General features: G+C 74.4%; 16 protein-coding genes. 7 read left to right on the top strand and 9 right to left on the bottom strand.

The annotated features are described in order from the left end of the window. The first annotated feature begins 103 nt into the window (after positions 1-103). On the top strand, positions 104-1,204 hold the full coding sequence (gene alc / locus ACIP4Z_RS24535) for an allantoicase (protein ID WP_401311785.1): 1,101 nt from the start codon (positions 104-106) through the stop codon (positions 1,202-1,204). 73 nt (positions 1,205-1,277) lie between these two features. On the opposite strand, the gene ACIP4Z_RS24530 is transcribed toward alc, so the two are convergent. The 4 genes from ACIP4Z_RS24530 to ACIP4Z_RS24515 are packed head-to-tail and all read right to left on the bottom strand — an operon-like array spanning position 1,278 to position 4,387. Beyond that, complete coding sequence (locus ACIP4Z_RS24530) at positions 1,278-2,372, bottom strand: aminoglycoside phosphotransferase (RefSeq protein WP_401311453.1); 1,095 nt, start codon at positions 2,370-2,372, stop codon at positions 1,278-1,280. A 26-nt stretch (positions 2,373-2,398) separates the two neighbouring features. Then, positions 2,399-2,824: an ankyrin repeat domain-containing protein gene (locus ACIP4Z_RS24525; protein ID WP_355339292.1), complete on the bottom strand. Its 426-nt coding sequence runs from the start codon at positions 2,822-2,824 to the stop codon at positions 2,399-2,401. A gap of 9 nt (positions 2,825-2,833) precedes the next feature. Further along, complete coding sequence (locus ACIP4Z_RS24520; RefSeq protein WP_401311450.1) at positions 2,834-3,553, bottom strand: hypothetical protein; 720 nt, start codon at positions 3,551-3,553, stop codon at positions 2,834-2,836. A gap of 33 nt (positions 3,554-3,586) precedes the next feature. Continuing rightward, positions 3,587-4,387, bottom strand: a complete 801-nt coding sequence (locus ACIP4Z_RS24515; RefSeq protein ID WP_401311448.1) for a maleylpyruvate isomerase family mycothiol-dependent enzyme — start codon at positions 4,385-4,387, stop codon at positions 3,587-3,589. Between the two features lie 286 nt (positions 4,388-4,673). Between ACIP4Z_RS24515 and ACIP4Z_RS24510 the strand changes: the two genes are divergently transcribed. After that, positions 4,674-6,725 (top strand): DUF5107 domain-containing protein, encoded by a 2,052-nt coding sequence (locus ACIP4Z_RS24510; RefSeq protein ID WP_401311445.1) that lies wholly within the window; start codon positions 4,674-4,676, stop codon positions 6,723-6,725. Positions 6,726-6,785: 60 nt separating this feature from the next. Here the strand turns inward: ACIP4Z_RS24510 and ACIP4Z_RS24505 are convergent, their stop codons facing one another. Continuing rightward, a complete protein-coding gene (locus tag ACIP4Z_RS24505; RefSeq protein ID WP_401311442.1) occupies positions 6,786-7,781 on the bottom strand; it encodes a ketopantoate reductase family protein in 996 nt (331 codons plus the stop codon). A 147-nt stretch (positions 7,782-7,928) separates the two neighbouring features. On the opposite strand from ACIP4Z_RS24505, the gene ACIP4Z_RS24500 reads away from it, so the two are divergent. Beyond that, on the top strand, positions 7,929-8,999 hold the full coding sequence (locus ACIP4Z_RS24500) for an RNA ligase (ATP) (RefSeq protein ID WP_401311439.1): 1,071 nt from the start codon (positions 7,929-7,931) through the stop codon (positions 8,997-8,999). A 120-nt stretch (positions 9,000-9,119) separates the two neighbouring features. Here the strand turns inward: ACIP4Z_RS24500 and ACIP4Z_RS24495 are convergent, their stop codons facing one another. Continuing rightward, positions 9,120-9,758: a GNAT family N-acetyltransferase gene (locus ACIP4Z_RS24495; protein ID WP_391051339.1), complete on the bottom strand. Its 639-nt coding sequence runs from the start codon at positions 9,756-9,758 to the stop codon at positions 9,120-9,122. A gap of 138 nt (positions 9,759-9,896) precedes the next feature. Between ACIP4Z_RS24495 and ACIP4Z_RS24490 the strand changes: the two genes are divergently transcribed. Beyond that, entirely contained in the window at positions 9,897-10,328 is a 432-nt protein-coding gene (locus ACIP4Z_RS24490) for an SseB family protein (protein WP_355339313.1), read from the top strand. A gap of 78 nt (positions 10,329-10,406) precedes the next feature. Here ACIP4Z_RS24490 and ACIP4Z_RS24485 read toward each other — a convergent pair whose 3' ends face one another. Beyond that, positions 10,407-11,873, bottom strand: coding sequence for a phosphatase PAP2 family protein (locus ACIP4Z_RS24485; protein WP_355339316.1), 1,467 nt, complete (start codon positions 11,871-11,873; stop codon positions 10,407-10,409). 305 nt (positions 11,874-12,178) lie between these two features. Between ACIP4Z_RS24485 and ACIP4Z_RS24480 the strand changes: the two genes are divergently transcribed. From ACIP4Z_RS24480 to ACIP4Z_RS24470, 3 genes are all read left to right on the top strand, one after another. Beyond that, positions 12,179-12,805, top strand: coding sequence for an HAD-IA family hydrolase (locus ACIP4Z_RS24480; RefSeq protein ID WP_391051485.1), 627 nt, complete (start codon positions 12,179-12,181; stop codon positions 12,803-12,805). Positions 12,806-12,968: 163 nt separating this feature from the next. After that, positions 12,969-14,246, top strand: coding sequence for an aminotransferase class I/II-fold pyridoxal phosphate-dependent enzyme (locus tag ACIP4Z_RS24475; protein WP_401311434.1), 1,278 nt, complete (start codon positions 12,969-12,971; stop codon positions 14,244-14,246). A gap of 272 nt (positions 14,247-14,518) precedes the next feature. Continuing rightward, a complete protein-coding gene (locus tag ACIP4Z_RS24470; RefSeq protein ID WP_401311431.1) occupies positions 14,519-15,535 on the top strand; it encodes an MBL fold metallo-hydrolase in 1,017 nt (338 codons plus the stop codon). Between the two features lie 56 nt (positions 15,536-15,591). Here the strand turns inward: ACIP4Z_RS24470 and ACIP4Z_RS24465 are convergent, their stop codons facing one another. After that, positions 15,592-16,218, bottom strand: coding sequence for a VTT domain-containing protein (locus ACIP4Z_RS24465; protein WP_391163714.1), 627 nt, complete (start codon positions 16,216-16,218; stop codon positions 15,592-15,594). Beyond that, positions 16,215-17,021, bottom strand: a complete 807-nt coding sequence (locus ACIP4Z_RS24460; protein ID WP_401311428.1) for an MBL fold metallo-hydrolase — start codon at positions 17,019-17,021, stop codon at positions 16,215-16,217. The genes ACIP4Z_RS24465 and ACIP4Z_RS24460 overlap by 4 nt, the downstream gene beginning before the upstream one ends. Between the last annotated feature and the right edge of the window lie 93 nt (positions 17,022-17,114).

Genomic DNA, 17,114 nt, shown 5'->3' with positions numbered 1-17,114 from the left:
GACGGCAGCGGGATCGGCGCCGGGGACGGCATCGGCTGGGGGAGCGGCTGGGGGAACGGCGGCAGGCGCGGCGGCCGGGCCGGGGGCCGGCACTTTTACGGACCTGACCTCCTTCACGGGTGACGCGCTTCCTTACGGCGGCGGCAACCCGTTCGCGGACTACCGCCGCGTGGAGCTTCCCTTCGCGGGACTCGCGGACCTGGCCGACCGCAGGCTGGGCGCGGGGGTGGTCGCCGCCAATGACGAGTTCTTCGCCGAGCGGGAGAATCTGCTGGTGGCCGGGCCCGCGGTCTTCGACCCCGAGCGCTTCGGGCACAAGGGCAAGATCATGGACGGCTGGGAGACGCGGCGCAGGCGGGGGGCGTCCGCGCAGGTCCCGCACCCCGATCCGGCCGACCACGACTGGGCGCTGATACGGCTGGGGGCGCCGGGCGTGATCCGCGGCCTGGTGATCGACACCGCGCACTTCCGGGGCAATTACCCGCAGGCGGTGTCGGTGGAGGCCACCGCGCACTCGATGTCGGCGGCGCCCGAGGATCTGCTCGACCCGGCGGTGGAGTGGACCGAGCTGGTCCCGCGCACGGCGGTCGGCGGGCACGCGGAGAACGCGTTCGCGGTGCATGTGGAGCGGCGCTTCACCCACCTGCGCCTGCGGCAGCACCCCGACGGGGGGATCGCCCGGCTGCGGGTCTACGGCGAGGTGGCGCCCGACCCGGGGTGGCTGGCCGAGCTGGGCACCTTCGACCTGGTGGCGCTGGAGAACGGCGGCACAGTGGAGGACGCCTCCGACCGCTTCTACTCCCCGCCCGAGCACACCATCCTGCCCGGCCGCTCCCGGAAGATGGACGACGGCTGGGAGACCCGCCGCCGCCGTGACACCGGGAACGACTGGATCCAGTACCGGCTCGTGGACCAGGGCGTGATCCGCGCCATCGAGATCGACACGGCCTATCTCAAGGGCAACGCGGCGGGCTGGGCGACGCTGTCGGTCCGCGACGGGGAGGACGGCGAGTGGATCCCGCTGCTGCCGCGGGTCAAGCTCCAGCCGGACAGCGTGCACCGCTTCCTGGTCAACCCGATACCGGCCACCCACGTCCGGATCGAGATCTTCCCCGACGGCGGCATATCCCGGCTGCGGCTGCACGGCTCGCTGACCGAGCGCGGCGCGACCAGCCTGGCCGAGCGGACGGAAGCCATCAGCTAGCGCGAGGCCGACATCGGGCAGGCCCCCGTGGGGGAGGGGGTCCCGTTCGTCAGGGTCTTCTGCGGGAGGTTCCTCAGCGGGCGGGGCTGAGGATCTGTTCCGACCAGGAGACCAGGTGCTCGAAGAGGCCGGTCCTGCGGCGGAGTACGGCCAGGGGGTCGTGGTCCACGTCGTAGGCGGCGGAGCCGACCCGGCCACCGACGGCGAGGCGGGTGAGCATCAAAGGGGCGAGCCAGCAGTATTTGGCGGCGCCCGCGGCGGCCACCGAGCGGCGCAGCTCGTCCTCGCCCAGGGCGGCCCCGGCATCGCGGGCACCGGCCAGATAGCCCTCGATGACGGCGGCGGAGATCTCCGGCAGCAACTCCCCTGGTATCAGGCCGTCGGCGACGCAGTCCGGGATGAGGTTGGCGATGTCCTCGCCCACGGCGCCTTCCCCGACGAAGGCCCAGTCGAGCAGGACGGTACGGCCGCCGGCCGATCGGGCGGCCGGGGCGCCGGGGGAGTGCGCGGGGGAGTCGTCCTGGGCGATCAGGTTCAGCGGCCAGACATCGAGGTGGCACAGGGTGCGGGGGCCGGACTCGGCGGCGGCGAGCAGGGTGTCGCGCTGCTCCCACATACGGCGCAGGCCGGTGCGCAGGGCGGCGGGCCAGACGGCGGCGGCGTCGGGCAGGTCCCAGGGGAGTTCAGCGGGCAGGGACTTGCTCTCCACGTACTGGCGGAGCCAGCCCCGGGAGAGCCAGGGCTCCGCAGGGAGCCGCCCGGTCCAGCGGGCCTGTGCGAAGCCGAGACCATGGGCGAAGGCGGCCAGGCGCTCCACCGGCCACCGGGAGCCGGGCACCCCGGTGACGTCCTCCAGCCACAGGGCGAAGGAGCCGTCCGCCCGCTCGTCCGCGGCGAGCAGGCGGGGGCCGTCGATCCCGGCGTCGGCGAAGACGGTCGCGGTCAGGCCGTCGCGGTAGGCGAGCGGCTCGCGGCGCCAGTGGTTCCAGTGCCGCGGCTCGGGGCTGGTCTGCCAACTGCCCGAGCCCTTGGGGACGCACACCTTGAGGACCGCGCTGCCGTCGGGGCCGGTCACCCGCCAGATGCCGTCGGTGGCCTGGTTGTCCTGATTGTGGGTGAGTTCGGTGTAGGACCAGGTGGGTGCCGCACCGCCGAGGGCCGAGGCCACGCAGGAGGGGACGAGCGTCGAGGGGGTCACTGGGCGCCGAAGAGCTTCAGCAACTCGTCCTTGCCGAACATCCGGGCCGTGTCGACCGCGGACGGCACGCCCGCGGCCGGGTCGGCGCCGCCGTCGACCAGGGCGGTGATGACGTCCTGCTCGCCCTTGAAGACGGCGCCGGCCAACGGGGTCTGGCCCCGGTCGTTGGCACGGTCCGGCTCCGCGCCGCGGGCCAGCAGCGCCCGCACGGTCTGCCCGTGACCGTGGTAGGCGGCGAGCATCAGCAGGGTGTCACCGCGGTCGTTGGTGAGATTCGCGGGGACTCCCGCGTCGATGTAGGCGGCCAGTTTGTCGGTGTCGCCCTGCCGGGCGAGGTCGAAGACCTGGGCGGCGAGCTGAAGCAGCTCGGGGTCGTGAGCGGGCTCGCTCTCGGCGGCGGGATCGGGCGTCGGCTCGGTCATGATCCCAGCCTACGCAGCGGGGCACTGTCCGTTGAAGAAGGAGATCACCACGCGTCGCGGCGCGCCCTGGCCGACCTGGACGTCCACCGGGACGCAGGCGTGGCCGTCACCGGCGACGAAGAAGCCGCCGATGAAGACGACGGGCTGGGCTGGGCAGGCGTCGAAGGTGATCGCGGGCGCCGGGGTGGACCCGAAGGCACGGCCGTACTCCAGTCCGGCCTTGGCCCGCTGCTCGGCGCCGATGGTCAAGGTGACCGTCGACCCAGTCCGTATGGAGGCGGCGACCTTGTAATGCCAGCCGTCGGAGTTGTGGTAGCCGTGGCCGGTCTGGTCGCCGTCGGCCAGGGCGCGCAGACCGGTCCAGGTGAGGGGACCCACCGTCACATCGTTCTTCGCGGTGGCCGGTGCGGCGGAAGACGAAGCGGAAGCATCGGAAGAAGAGGAAGTAGAGGAAGGGGTGGTGGGTGCGATGGTGGTCGAACCAGTGGATTTCGCGGGGCTGTTGCCCGTGGTCACCTCGGTGGCGGAGCCGCCGGGCGAGCGCATGGCTTCGACGCACGCCACCGGGCGGGGGTGCTCGATGCTGCCGACCGGGGGCGGTGCCTCGATGGTGACGCGGGCGGAGTCGGTGACGACGGGGCGGTGCGTGGAACCGCCCGAGGAGCAGGCGGACAGCAGGGCGATCACCCCTAACGCCACACCGGACGCTCGTATCCCGCGACCAGACATGCGCATCACTCCCTCACGCAGGACGGTACGTGGTCAGCCGAGCGGCGGCCAGACCACCAACTGCCGTACCAGCGCGGGGTCTCCGGTCAGCCGCAGCGCGTCGGTCCCGTCCCAGGGGGCCCTGCGGTACAGCGCCAGCAGCAGATCGCTGGCGGGGCCGGAGAGGGTGGCACCGGGCTCCGGGCCGTCGCCGGGGCCGCCGCGGACCGCCGAGGCACCGGTGGTGTCGAGGATCAGGGTCCAGGCCGGGCCCTCGTCGGCGACCAGCGCGACACGGGCCGGTGCGTGCGGCCAGCCGTCCATCGAGCCGAAGCCGACGTGCAGGAATTCATCCAGGGCGTCGGCGGCGAGGGCGGGCGGCAGCGGTTCGGTGACCCCCGCGGCCTCCTGAGCGTCGCGGGCGTGGACGGCCGCCTCCTGGACCTGGTGGCGGGCGACGGAGCCCGAGGTCGCCGCGTTGCCCGACTCCGCCCACCAGGTCCAACAGCCGGTGTCGGGACCGGCCGCACGCAGGGCGTCGAGCAGCAGCACCGTCGAGGCCGCCGACCAGGACGGCAGGTCGTCACCCGGCATGCGGTCGCCGAGCACCCCGTCCGACGGCGGCCGGACGGCGGGGCCCGCGGCGACCGTCGCCGCCCAGAAGCGCTGCACCTGGCCGACATGCGTCAGCAGATCCCGGACGGTCCAGTCGGGGCAGCCCGGAATCCGGGCCTCGACGGGTGCGGCCCGCGCGGCCTCGCGCAGGACCGTGGACCGCTCCTCGATGAGTTCGAGCCAGTCGGTGAACCGGAGTTCGGGCGAGGCCGGCGTCTGCGAGGAGCGCGAAGTCGTCATGGCCACCGTTGTAGCAGCGACCACCGACAATGCCCCCGGTCCGGCGGCCGGGACAGCCCGCGGGCTCCCTGTCCGGTGCGGTGCGCGGAAGATCGAGAAGGCCGCGCCCGGCCGGTCCCGCGGCCGAATTTATGGCCGGATTTCTGACCGATTCCACAGGTTTTGCCCAACCCTGACCACGGCGGGCTCTGTTCACCGCGACGGGAAACCTGTTCCATGGTCATCAGACGGCCGCCGCGACCGAAGGCGGCCACGTGTGCCAGAAGAGGTGGCCTTGCCTACGACCGTGCGGCGTACCGCTGTGAGCATTCCGGCCGCGGCCCTCGGCCCGGAGAACCCGCTGCCCGCATTGCGCCCGCTCGACGAGCTGCACCGGCTGGACCTCAAGGACCGCGAGGGACTGCCCGCCGACATGGCCAGGCAGCTCGGCTACGCGCCGCTGCGCTCGGTGCTGCCGGTCCGCGTCCTCGACGGCTACGGCCGGGACCGCGCCCCGGCCGCCCTCGACGCACTCGTCATCGAGAACGACCGCATCCGCGCCACCGTGCTGCCCGGCCTCGGCGGCAGGCTGTACTCGCTGGTCCACAAGGCGACCGGACGTGAACTGCTCTACCGCAACCCGGTGTTCCAGCCCGCCGCGTTCGCGCTGGCCGGTGCCTGGTTCTCCGGCGGCGTGGAGTGGAATCTCGGCGCCACCGGCCACGCCGCCCACACCTGCGCCCCGCTGCACGCCGCCCGCGTCCCCGCCCCGGACGGCGGCGAGATGCTGCGCCTGTGGGAGTGGGAGCGGCTGCGCGACCTGCCCTTCCAGATCGACATGTGGCTGCCCGCCGACTCCGACTTCCTCTACATCGGCATCCGGGTCCGCAATCCGCACGAGCGCACCGTGCCCGCCTACTGGTGGTCCAACATCGCCGTTCCCGAGACCGACCGCACCCGGGTGCTCGCCCCCGCCGACGCCGCCTGGCACTTCGGCTACAGCCGCACCCTCAGCCATGTGCCGGTGCCCGCGCCCGACGGCGCCACCGACATCACCTACACCACCCGCTCCGAGCACGCCGCCGACTACTTCTTCGACGTGGCCGACACCGACCGCCGCTGGATCACCGCGCTCGACGGCGAAGGACACGGCCTCGTCCAGACCTCCACCGACCTGCTGCGCGGACGCAAGCTCTTCCTGTGGGGCCACGGCCGCGGCGGGCGGCGCTGGCAGGAGTGGCTGACCGAGCCCGGCACCGGCGGCTACCTGGAGATCCAGGCAGGTCTCGCCAGGACACAGCTCGAACACATCCCCATGGCCGCGGATTCGGAATTCTCCTGGCTGGAGGCGTACGGACCGCTCGCCGCCGACCCCGCGCTCGTGCACGGCGACGACTGGTCCGCCGCGCGCGCCGAGGCCGGGGGACGACTCGAGGCCGCACTCCCGCGCGCCACCGTCGACGCCGCCTACACCGCGTGGCTGGCGCACGCCGACACCGACCCCAAGGACCTGCTCGCCACCGGCTCCGGCTGGGGCGCCCTCGAAAGCGAGCGCGGCCACTTCCACCTGCCCGGCACCCCGTTCCCCGCCACCACGCTCGGCGACCCGCAGAAGCCCTGGCTGGAACTGCTGCTCGCCGGGATCTTCCCGAGACCCGCCGCCGACGCGCCGCCGGGACCCGCGCTTGTCTCCCCGGAGTGGCGCGAACTGCTGGAGTCCGCCGACACCTATCCCGGCAACGAGTGGTTCCGCGACTACTACCTCGGCATCGCCCAGTGGGCCGCGGGCGACCGCGCGCAGGCCGTGCGCAGTTGGGAACGGTCGGTCGCCGCCCACCCCTCGCCGTGGGGCCTGCGCGCCCTGGCCGTCGCCGAGGCCGACGCGGGCCAGACCGACCGCGCCGCCGACCGCTACCTGGCCGCGTACGACAGCCTGCGCGAGACGTTCACCGCGCTCCCGGACCGCCCGGACGTCCGGCGCGCCCTGATCGTCGAGGCCGTGCCCGTCCTGCTCGCCGCGGGCCGCGCCGCCGACGCCGAACGCGTCCTCGCCGATCCGGACCAGGCTCCGGAGGGCGACCGGCACGGCCCGGACTGCGGGCGGCTACGGCTGCTGCGCGCGCAGACCGCGCTCGCCCGCGGCCAAGTCGCCGAGGCCCGCGCGCTGTTCGACGAGGGCTTCGTCGTGGAGGACCTGTACGAGGGCGCCGAGGCGCTGACCGACACCTGGTACGCCATAGCCGAGCGCCTTGTCGCGGGCGACGGCCCCGTCACCGACGACATCAGGACCCGCGCGCGGGCGGAACACCCGCTGCCCGCCGCGTACGACTTCCGGATGCGGCCGGAGACGGTGCCGTAGGGAGCGGGCGGTCCCGGCCGCACAGCGACTGCGGCCGACGTCCGTTGGCCGCCGTGCCGCCTACGCCCGGCTCGCGGCGACCAGCGCCGCCGTCTCGTCCGCCGTCAGGTCACCGGGGCGGCGGCCGTCGCGGGCAAAGGAGTTGGCGGTACGGCGCAGCGCCTCGTTGACGGGCGTCGGCACGCCGAAGCGGCGGCCCAGCAGCACGATCTCGCCGTTGAGGTAGTCGGCCTCGATGGAGCCGGTGCCCCGGGTGAGGCTCTGCCAGGACGAACCGCCGCCGCGCTCACCGCCGTTGACGGGCAGCAGCTCCACCCGGTCGCCGCGCACGCGGGCCTGCTCCTCCTGGCTGACGTGCGCGACACCGGCCGCGTCCAGCACCGCGACTCCTTCCGCGCGGGCCCGCTGATACACCTCGAACAGCGGCCCCTCACCGATCGGACCGGACACCGCCTCCAGGGAGTTGCCCAGATTCGACAGCAATTTGCCGTACTTCCACGCCATCACGTCCTGCGAGACCGGCGCCGCGAAGCCCGAGCCCTCAAGGTCGGCGGCGATCCGCCGCGTGGTGTCGTCCGCGCCCGACGGATAGCGGCCCAAGGTCAGAATCCCGGACAGCGGCGCACCCGGCGCCTGCACGACACCCGGCTCCAGGTGGGAGGCCGGCAGCCAGACGCACATCCCGTGCACGTTCGGGAAGCGGCGCAGCGCCAGCCGCTCGTTCTCGACCCCGTTCTGCGCGCACACCACGGCGGGACCGGCACCGTCCGACCCGACCCCGTACCCGTCCCACCGCGTCAGCACCGACGCCGTGTCCTGCGTCTTGACGCCCAGCACCAGCACGTCGTCGGGCCGCGCCCGCAGCGCCTCCGGGCCGTCCGCGACGGGCACGGGCAACGTCAGCGTGCGGTCCGGCAGTTCGAGCCGCAGGCCCCGCTCGCGCAGCGCGTCGAGATGGCCGCCGCGCGCCACCAGGACGACCTCGTGACCGCCGTCGAACAGCCGCCCGCCGATCGTGCCGCCGACCGCTCCCGCTCCGATGATGATGTATCGCACACCGAGAGACTCGCACACGCCCGCCCCGGTCCCCCCGCCGCACCGCGCCGAAAACCGGTGGCCGGGCGTTCGCGCCCCCCGCCACAGTGATCGTCGGGGAGAAGACCCGACCACCACCATCCGACCACCACATACGGGGGGACCGTCATGTCCACATTGCGCGTGACCGCGGAGCGGCTCACCATCCTCGACCACCCCAACGCCGACGCGCTCGAACTGGCGCAGGTCGGCCTCTACCGCGCCGTGGTCGCCAAAGGCGCCTACCGCAGCGGCGACTTCGCCGTCTACATCCCTGAACAGGCCGTGCTGCCCGCGCCGTTGATCACGGAGCTGGGCCTGACCGGCAGGCTGGCCGGAAGCGCCGCGAACCGCGTCAGGGCGGTCCGGCTGCGCGGCGAGCTGTCGCAGGGCATCGTCTGCCGCCCGGCCGCGCTCGACGGTACGGATCTGGAGCGGGCCGCCGCCGGGGGAGCGGACTTCGCCGAACGGCTCGGCATCGTCAAATGGGTGCCTCCGGTGCCGGTGTCGATGAGCGGCGACGTGGAGTCGGCGCCCGACCTGCTGCCCTGGATCGACATCGAGAACCTCAAGCGCTATCCGGACATCTTCGCGCCGGGCGACCCGGTCACCGTCACCGAGAAGCTGCACGGCACGGCCTGCTGCCTCACCTACTACGCGGACAGCAGCGCCGTGCACGTCACGTCCAAGGGCCTCGGCGGACAGCGCCTCGCCCTCACCGAGACCGACCGCAATCTCTACTGGCGCGCCGTCCTCGGCCACGGCCTGCCCGCCGTCGCGGCCCGGCTCGCCGAGCGGCTGGGCGCCGACCGGATCGGCGTCTACGGCGAAGTGTACGGCAGCGGTGTGCAGGATCTCGGCTACGGCGCCGACGCCCGCGCGCAGGGCGCGCCCGGTTACGCGGCGTTCGACGTGTGCGCGGACATCGGCGGGCGGGTGCGCTGGCTGGACGCCTTCGCGCTGCTGGCGGGCGAAGTGCCGCTGGTGCCCAAGCTGTTCGAGGGCCCCTTCGACCAGGAGGCGGTGCTGGCGCTGGCCCAGGGCACGGAGACGGTCTCCGGCCGCGGCCTGCACCTGCGCGAGGGCGTCGTGGTGCGCACGGCCGACGACCGCTACAGCGACGTGCTCGGCGGCCGGGCCATCGCCAAGGTCGTCAGCGACGCCTACCTGACCCGCAAAGGCGGCACGGAGTACGAGTGAGACCGGCCCCCGCGAGACCGGCCCCCGCGTGACCGCCGACCGCGTGACCGCCAGCCGCCGACCGTGGGCCGACGCCTTTCCCCGAACAGCGTCGGCCCACGGTCGGCCCACCCCGGACCGTCAGCCCGCCCCGACCCGTCCGGCCCCCGCCTCCGCGCCGCCCTCCAGCCGCGCCCGCAACCGCCGCTTCGCCTCCGGCCACTCCTCGGCCAGCATCGAGAAGAAGACGCTGTCGCGCCACGTCACACCGTCCGAGCGCAGCCGGTGGCGGCGCCAGACCCCCTCGCGGACCGCGCCGAGCCGCGCGATGGCCCGCTGCGACCTGATGTTGAGATGATCCGTCTTCCAGCAGATCCGCCCCATGCCCAGCTCCTCGAAGGCATGGCCCATCAGCAGCAGCTTGGCCTCGGTGTTGACCGGGGTCCGCCAATGGGCGCGGCCGTACCAGGTCCAGCCGATCTCCAGCCGCTCGTCCCTGGCGCTCACGTCGTGGTACGTCGTCCAGCCGACGGCCCGGCCGCCCGCCCGCTCCACGACGGCGAAGGCGAGACCGCCCGCGGCCTCCGCGTCGGCGGCGACCCGTACCGCGAGATCGCGCAGCTCGTCCTCGGTGCGCGGCGGCTCCACCGGCAGCCAGCGCCACACCTCCTCGTCACCGCCGCCCGCGGCGAACAGATCGGGCACATGGCCGGGAGCGAGCGGTTCGAGGCGGACGAAACGGCCTTCGAGCACCGTGTGAGCGGGGGTTCTGGCAACCATGGACGCACCGTAACCAGCGGCCAGCGGGTCCTGGCAACGCGATTTCACCTCGTGGACCGCATGCTCTCGGCTCAGCCGGGTACGTGCGGGGGATCCGAGCACCGTTGACGCCAGAAGCGGCGAGAGGAACCAGAAGCGATGACCGACATCACCCCCGACGGCCTCGACCCGGACAGCGGCCTGCCCCCGGCGCAGCGCGCGCTGCGCGAGATCGCCCACGGCAGCGAGAACGTCGTCGCCCTCAGCACGCTCGCGGTCAGCGAAGTCCTGCTGCCGGTGCCGGGCGTGGACGAGGACCCCAACGGCGGCGAGCCTCCCCGGCAGATCCAGCTCCCGGTGTACGAACAGGAGGACGGCCGCCAGCTCGTGCCCGTTTTCACCTCCGAGACCCGGATGGCCGAAGCGCTGCCGACGACCAGCCGCTACCGGCTGGTCCAGCTCGCCGTGCTCAGCGGCGCCTGGCCCTCCGACGAACTGATCCTGTCCATCGACACCGGCAGCCCCGACTCGCTGAGCATCTCGGGCGAAGGCGTCCGCGCCCTGGCCGGGCTGGTCGGCGGCCAGAACTGACCGCCGCCCACGTCGTCAACCCCGCCCGAGCCGCCTGAGGCGGCTCCGAGCAGGCCCCGGCACGCCCTGCGCCCCCGGTCAGCCCCGGTACACCACCAGCCCGCCGGGCACCTTGTCGAGCAGCAGCTCACCGGGCGCGGGTGCCACCTCACCGTCGTAGGCGAGGTGGACGCCCTCGCCGGGCAGCCGCAGCCGCAGCCGCCGTACGGTCGCCGACGTGTACACCGGCGACCGGGTCAGCACCCCGGTGAGGGCCGCGCCCAGCAGCCGGGTACGGGCGAAGGGCCCGCCGTCCACGATGCGCACGTCCAGGACGCCGTCGTTGAGGTCGCGGCGGCGCACCGGGGCGAGCCCGACACTGGAGTAGCGGCAGTTCCCCGCGAAGATCAGCCACACCGAGCGCGGCCGTCCGTTCACCTCGATGTCCACCGGCTCGCAGGTCCGCAGGACGTGCACGGCGGCCAGCACACTGGCGGGCCAGCTCCCCACCCGCCGCGACCAGCGCTCCCGTACCCGTACCAGCTCCGGGTACGACCCGATGCTGAAGGTGTTGAGGAAGGGCGCCGACTCGCTGTACGGCGAGTCCAGGCTGGTGTGCCGGGCCACGTCCACATTGGCCGCCCGGCCCGCCGCGACCGCCTTCGCGGTGTCCTCGACGGTCTCCAGGCCGAGGTCGAGCGCGAAGTGGTTACGGGTGCCGCCGGGGAAGACCGCCAGCGGCAGCCGGTGGCGCAGGGCGACGGCCGTGGCCAGGCACACCGTGCCGTCACCGCCGCACACCCCGAGCGCGCCGCCCTGCTCCACGGCCGTGCGCGCCGCCTTCTCCAGCATCTCCAGCAGGTCGTCGTCCTCGGTGCACTCGCCGACCGACGCCTCGGGCAGCGCGGCGGCGATCCGGTCGACGGGCGCCGACAGCAGCGGCGGCGGCCCCGACGCGGAGTTCACCACCACGTGCAGCCCGCGGCCCTCGGGCAGCGACGGCACCTGCGCGTCGGCGCCCGGCTCCGGCTTTCCCGGAGCGGGCGGCACCAGGGCGCGTACGACGGCGGCGGCGCCAAGGCCCAGGGCCGCGCCCGCCACCACGTCACTCGGATAGTGCACTCCGGTGTAGATCCGTGAGAAGGCCACGCTCGCGGCGAGCGGCGCGATCACCAGGCCCCAGCGCGGCGACTCGATCGCCATGCCCGCGGCGAAGGCGGCGGCCGAGGCCGCGTGACCCGAGGGGAACGACGAGGTGATCGGCTGGCGGTGCAGCCGCCGTATGACCGGGACGGTGTCGAGTATCGGCCGCGACCGCCGTACCGCGCCCTTGCCCGCGGTGTTGACCGTCAGCGACGCCAGCGCCAGCGAGCCCAGTCCGCGCGCCGCCGCCCGGCGTCCGGTCCTGCCGCCGGTGGCCGCGACGCCCGCGGCGACGGCGAACCACAGCCGGCCGTGGTTCGCGGCACTGCTCAGCCGGGGCAGCACCGGCTCCGCGCCCGGCCAGTGGCGCTCCGCCACCTCGGCGAACAGCGCCTTGTCCCAGTTCTTCCAGGGATACGTCATGCGGGCCGGTTACCCACGCCCGGCCGCGGCACACCGCCTGATCAAGGCCGTTGCCGTTCCGTCACGGACGGCCGACCGCGTATCCGCCGGTAACGCACTCGCGTACCCGACCGCGTATCCGTCGGTACCGCACTCGCGTACGCGACCGCTTATCCGCCGGTACCGCACCCGCGTACCCGCCCGCGGACCCACCGGTAGCGCACCCACACCGCCGCCCCCGTGTCCGCCGTCCACCGGCGCCGCCGCTGTAGTCTCACCGGGTGAACGAAGCTCACCCGCACACCCCTTGGCCAGAGCCGGAACTCGTGATCTTCGACTGCGACGGTGTGCTGGTCGACAGCGAGAAGATCGCGGTGAAGGTGGACGCGTTCGTGCTCGCCGCGGTCGGCTGGCCGCTGAGCGAGGCCGAGATCGTGGAACGGTTCGTGGGCCGCTCCTACCGCGACATGACCACCGCGATCGAGAAACACCTGGGCCGCTCCCTGCCCGAGGACTGGGACGCCCCCTACCGGCACCTCTACCAGGAGGCGTTCGACGCCGACCTGACCGAGGTCGACGGCATCACGCAGGCCCTGGACGCGCTCACCCTGCCGAGCTGTGTCGCGTCGAGCACCAGCCACGAGGGGCTGCGCCACACGCTTGGCCTCACCGGGCTCTACGAGCGTTTCGAGGGCCGGATCTTCAGCGCGAGCGAGGTCGAGCACGGCAAGCCCGCCCCCGACCTCTTCCTGCACGCGGCCCGCAGCCTCGGCGTCGAGCCCGCGCGCTGCGTGGTCGTCGAGGACAGCCGGTACGGGGTGGCCGCGGCCCGCGCGGCGGGCATGCGCGCGTACGGCTACTGCGGCGGACTCACCCCCGCGGGCTGGCTCGAAGGCCCCGGCACGACGGTCTTCGACGACATGCGCGACCTGCCCGCACTGCTGCTGCGCTGAACGCGGGGCGCGCCGCCGCCTCCTCACCCGCGCGCTCGGCCGTCGGCCGCTCCACCGGCCGTTCCGTCGGATGCGGACCGCGCCGTTCCGTCGGATGCGGACCGCGCCGCCGCGGGAGAAAGTGGGCCCCAGGGGTGCCCACCTACGCAGCGGAGGTAACCGGATGCGGCTCGGCCCGCGGTACGACCTGCGACCCGACTCGGGACTGCCGCTGCCCGCGTACTGGCGGGAACGGACCGCCGACGCCCGGCCCGGCGCCGAGGTCCCGGGCGGCGGCCCGCGGCTGCTCGACGCCGCCTGCGGCTACTGGGCCCGGCGCGGCCTGCCCTGCCGCGCGGGCCACGTGCTCGCCGCGCCCGGCGCGGAGCCGCTGCTGTTCGCGCTGCTCGCCGCCGTCGACGGCGACCCGGTACTGGCCCGCCCCGCCCCCGCGTGGCAGGCCCCGGTGGCCCGGCTGCTCGGCCGCCGGGTGCACACCGCGCCCACCCCGCCCGAGGGCGGCGTGCCCGACCCCTTCGCGCTGCTGGAGACCGTACGGCGGGCGCGCGCCGCGGGCGCCGACCCGCGGCTGCTGGTGCTGTCCGCCGCCGACGACCCGACCGGCACCGTCACCGCGCCCGAGCTGCTGCACGAGACGTGCGAGGCCGCTGCGGAGGCGGGGCTGCTGATCGTCTCCGACGAGACGTACTCCGACACGCTCCACCACCGCGACACGGTGCTGCTCAGCCCGGCCGAGATGCTGCCCGACCACACCGTCGTCCTGGCCGACCTGGGCGCCACGCTGGTCCCGGCCGCGGTGCCCGCCGCGCTCGCCCGCTTCCCCGCCACCGCCCACGGCGCGGCCTGGCGGGAGCGGGCCCTCGACGTACTCGCCGCGCTGCGCGCCGTGCTGCCCGCGCCGGTCGCCGCCGCCACCGGATACGTCCTCACCGAGCCCGCGGAGGTCACCGACCGCACCGCCGCGGCCAACCGGCTGCACGCGCGTACCGCCGCTGCCGCCTTCCGCGCGATCACCGGCGCGGGGGCGACCTGCCGTCCGCCGCGCGCCGGTTTCCAGCTCTATCCGACGCTGCCCGCGCCCGGCCTGGACGCCGCCGCGCTGGAGGAGCGGCTGACCGCGGCCCTCGGCTACCCCGTACTCGGCGGCCACCGCTTCGGCGACGACCCGGACGAGCCGCGCGTGCGGATCAGCACGGGTCACCTGCACGGCGCCACCGAGGACGAGCGCCGTGTCGCGCTGGCCGCGCCCGACCCGCTCGCCGTCCCGCATGTCGTCGCCGCGCTGGCCGCGTTGGCCGTCGCCGTCAGCGGCCACGCCACCGGGTACTCGGAGGGCGGGTCGGGCCCCGCGGGCGGGGCGGTCGGTGAATCCGCGGGCATCGGTGAATCCGCCGACATCGGCGAATCGGCGGACACCGGATCGCGGGGGCGTGGGACCTGACCTATTTTTTGGGTAGGTCGATGAACGATGATCGGGGATCCGGTGGGTGCGAGCGGTGTTCGGGACGGCCGGGCGGGCCACACGCGTCTCGCCCACCCTCCCCACACCCTGTGCCGCGGCCACGGGTCCTGCCGGTCCCGTCGGGCTTCCCGGCCCGGCCGGAACCGCCGGGGCCGCCGCCCCGGCTCGAACCGCCGGGGCCGCCGCCCCGGCCCGCTGTTGCCCGGCGAGTGTCGCCGACGGCGCCGAGACCGTGACGGATGGGAGTCCCGATGACCGATCAGAGCGAGCGCACCCTCGCCGAGAGCGAGAACACCCTCGCCGGTCCGCGTCCGCTGGGCGAGTTGAGGACCTGGCCCACGTCGTTCGCCGACCGGCTGACGGACCCGCTGCCGGGGCTGCGCGACGTCCTGCGCTCGGTACGGGAACGCAGCATGCGCCCGCCGGCCGCCGCGCTCGCGCAGGTGCCGTCGCTGCCGGTCGAGCAGGGACCGCTGCCCGCGACGACGGCGGGCACGGTCAGCCTCACCTGGGTGGGACACGCGAGCTGGGTGATCGGCATCGGCGGGCTGACCGTGCTCACCGACCCCGTGTGGTCCCGCCGGATCCCCGGCACCCCGGCCAGGGTCACCCCGGTGGGCGTGCCCTGGGAGACGCTGCCCCCCGTGGACGCCGTCGTCATCAGCCACAACCACTACGACCACCTCGACGCGCCGACGCTGAAGCGGCTGCCGCGCGACACCGCGCTGTTCGTGCCCGCGGGCCTGGCCGCCTGGTGCCGCCGCCGAGGCTTCACGCGGGTCACCGAACTCGACTGGTGGGAGGCGGCGGAACTAGGCGGTGTCCGCTTCGACTTCGTCCCCGCGCACCACTGGAGCAAGCGCACGCTCACCGACACCTGCCGCTCGCTGTGGGGCGGCTGGGTGCTGACCGACGGCTCGGGGCGGCGCGTCTACTTCGCCGGGGACACCGGCTACGGCCACTGGTTCCGCGAGATCGGCCGCGCCCACCCCGGTATCGACCTCGCGCTGCTGCCGATCGGCGCCTACTCGCCGCGCTGGATGCTCAGCACCGTGCACACCGACCCGGAAGAGGCCGTACGCGCCTGCCTCGACGTGGGCGCGACCGCGATGGCGCCCATGCACTGGGCGACGTTCCTGCTCTCCGCCGAGCCGCCGCTGGAACCGCTCACCCGCCTGCACGCCGCGTGGGCCGCGACCGGCCGCCCCCGCGACGACCTGTGGGACCTGCCGATCGGCGGCTCACGGGTGCTGTCCGGCACGCCGTGAGGGCAAGCCCGGCGGCCTGATCGCGGGACGGGCCGCCCCCGCTTGCGGCGCGCGGCCTACTTGCGGCGCAGCCGCCGCACGACCATGGGCCCCGCCGCGAAGGCGAACGTCAGCCCCACCGCGAGCGCCACCCCCTGCCACGGCTCGGGGAACAGCGACCCGCCCAGGATGCCGACCAGTTGATACGCCGCCGCCCACACCAGACAGGCCGGGATGTCGCCGCGGACGAACCGCCGCAGCGACATCTCGCCCAGCAGGCACGCCACCATCACCGGGATACGGCCCGCCGGGATCAGCCGGGACAGCACCAGGACGGCCGCGCCGTGCGCGTCCAGCCGGTTCTGCGCCTTCTCCAGCGTCGTGTTGTCCACCCGGTCCTGGAGCCGGTGCAGCCAGCGCGAGCCGTTGCGGGACCGCACCCCGCGCAGGCCGAGCCAGTACAGCGCCACGTCGCCGAGGAAGGCGGCGAAGGACGACACGAGGAACACCCCGAGCAGCGCGAGCGGGGGTTGCGACTGGTGGAAGGCGACGACGGCCGCGCTGGAGACCACCGCGCCGGTCGGCACCACCGGCACCAGCGAGCCGAGCGACACCAGCAAAAACAGCGACGGATAACCTATGGCCTGCTGCGTGGTCTCGGACGCGGGGGAATTGGCGGCGGCCGACGCCAGGAAACCGATCACCCGCGGCTCTCCCGCCCGGCGTCCTCGACCAGCACCGACTGCCCGTGGTCGAGCCGGTGCACCGACACCCGCGGGGCCAGCCGGGCGGCGATCCGCACGAACTCCTCGCCGGGCGTGTGGAATTCGTGCGGCCGTACCGCGTCCATGCCGATCGGCCAGAATGTGCCGTAGTGCACCGGCACCGCGGCTCGCGGCGCCAGATCGGCCAGCACCCGCGCGGCCCGCGCCGCGTCCAGATGCCCGTGCCCGAGGAAGGGGCCCCAGCCGCCGACCGGCAGCAGCGCCACGTCGCAGGGGCCGACCGCGTCGGCCAGCCCGTCGAACAGCCCGGTGTCCCCGGCGAAGTACGTGCGCGCGGCCCCCTCCATCACATAGCCGAGCGCGGGGGAGCGCTCAGGCCCGTACGGCAGCCGCCGTCCGTCGTGCGCGGCGGGCACCGCCCTGACCGTCAGCTCCCCGCCGTCCGCGCCGCGTACCAGGAGCGAGTCGCCCGCGCCGACCTCCACCAGCCGCAGCCGGTCACGCAGCCGCCGCAGCCCCGGCACCGCGGCGACCGCGCCGCGCGGCAGGACCACGGTGGTGCCCGCCGCCAGCCGCCGCACCGAGTCCAGGTGCAGGTGGTCGGCGTGCAGATGAGAGATGAGTACGGCGTCGGCCGCGCCCGCCGACGCGGGCGGTACGGCGCCGCGCCGCCTGCGCAGATGGGCGAGCCGCCGGGTGAACAGCGGGTCGGTGAGCACCCGTACCCCGGAGTCCCGCACGGTCACCGTGGCATGACCCCACCACGTGATCTCCACCGCCACCGCGCCCGTCCTTTCCCGGCATCCGTCCAGGGCGCCCGTATCGCACACACGCGTCGCACCTCCCCGGTCAGGGGACTCGTACCGTGCCCGCGC

This window comes from Streptomyces sp. NPDC088910 (assembly GCF_044749865.1).
Taxonomy (GTDB): domain Bacteria; phylum Actinomycetota; class Actinomycetes; order Streptomycetales; family Streptomycetaceae; genus Actinacidiphila.
The sequence above is the reverse complement of the archived record's forward strand: the minus strand, read 5'-3'. Positions and strand labels throughout refer to the sequence as shown.

Excerpts from the sequence above, each read along its gene's own strand:
- ACIP4Z_RS24525 (WP_355339292.1), bottom strand. The coding sequence starts at position 2,824 with ATGACCGAGCCGACGCCCGATCCCGCCGCCGAGAGCGAGCCCGCTCAC.
- ACIP4Z_RS24520 (WP_401311450.1), bottom strand. The coding sequence starts at position 3,553 with ATGTCTGGTCGCGGGATACGAGCGTCCGGTGTGGCGTTAGGGGTGATC.
- ACIP4Z_RS24515 (WP_401311448.1), bottom strand. The coding sequence starts at position 4,387 with ATGACGACTTCGCGCTCCTCGCAGACGCCGGCCTCGCCCGAACTCCGG.
- ACIP4Z_RS24500 (WP_401311439.1), top strand. The coding sequence starts at position 7,929 with ATGTCCACATTGCGCGTGACCGCGGAGCGGCTCACCATCCTCGACCAC.
- ACIP4Z_RS24495 (WP_391051339.1), bottom strand. The coding sequence starts at position 9,758 with ATGGTTGCCAGAACCCCCGCTCACACGGTGCTCGAAGGCCGTTTCGTC.
- ACIP4Z_RS24490 (WP_355339313.1), top strand. The coding sequence starts at position 9,897 with ATGACCGACATCACCCCCGACGGCCTCGACCCGGACAGCGGCCTGCCC.
- ACIP4Z_RS24485 (WP_355339316.1), bottom strand. The coding sequence starts at position 11,873 with ATGACGTATCCCTGGAAGAACTGGGACAAGGCGCTGTTCGCCGAGGTG.
- ACIP4Z_RS24475 (WP_401311434.1), top strand. The coding sequence starts at position 12,969 with ATGCGGCTCGGCCCGCGGTACGACCTGCGACCCGACTCGGGACTGCCG.
- ACIP4Z_RS24470 (WP_401311431.1), top strand. The coding sequence starts at position 14,519 with ATGACCGATCAGAGCGAGCGCACCCTCGCCGAGAGCGAGAACACCCTC.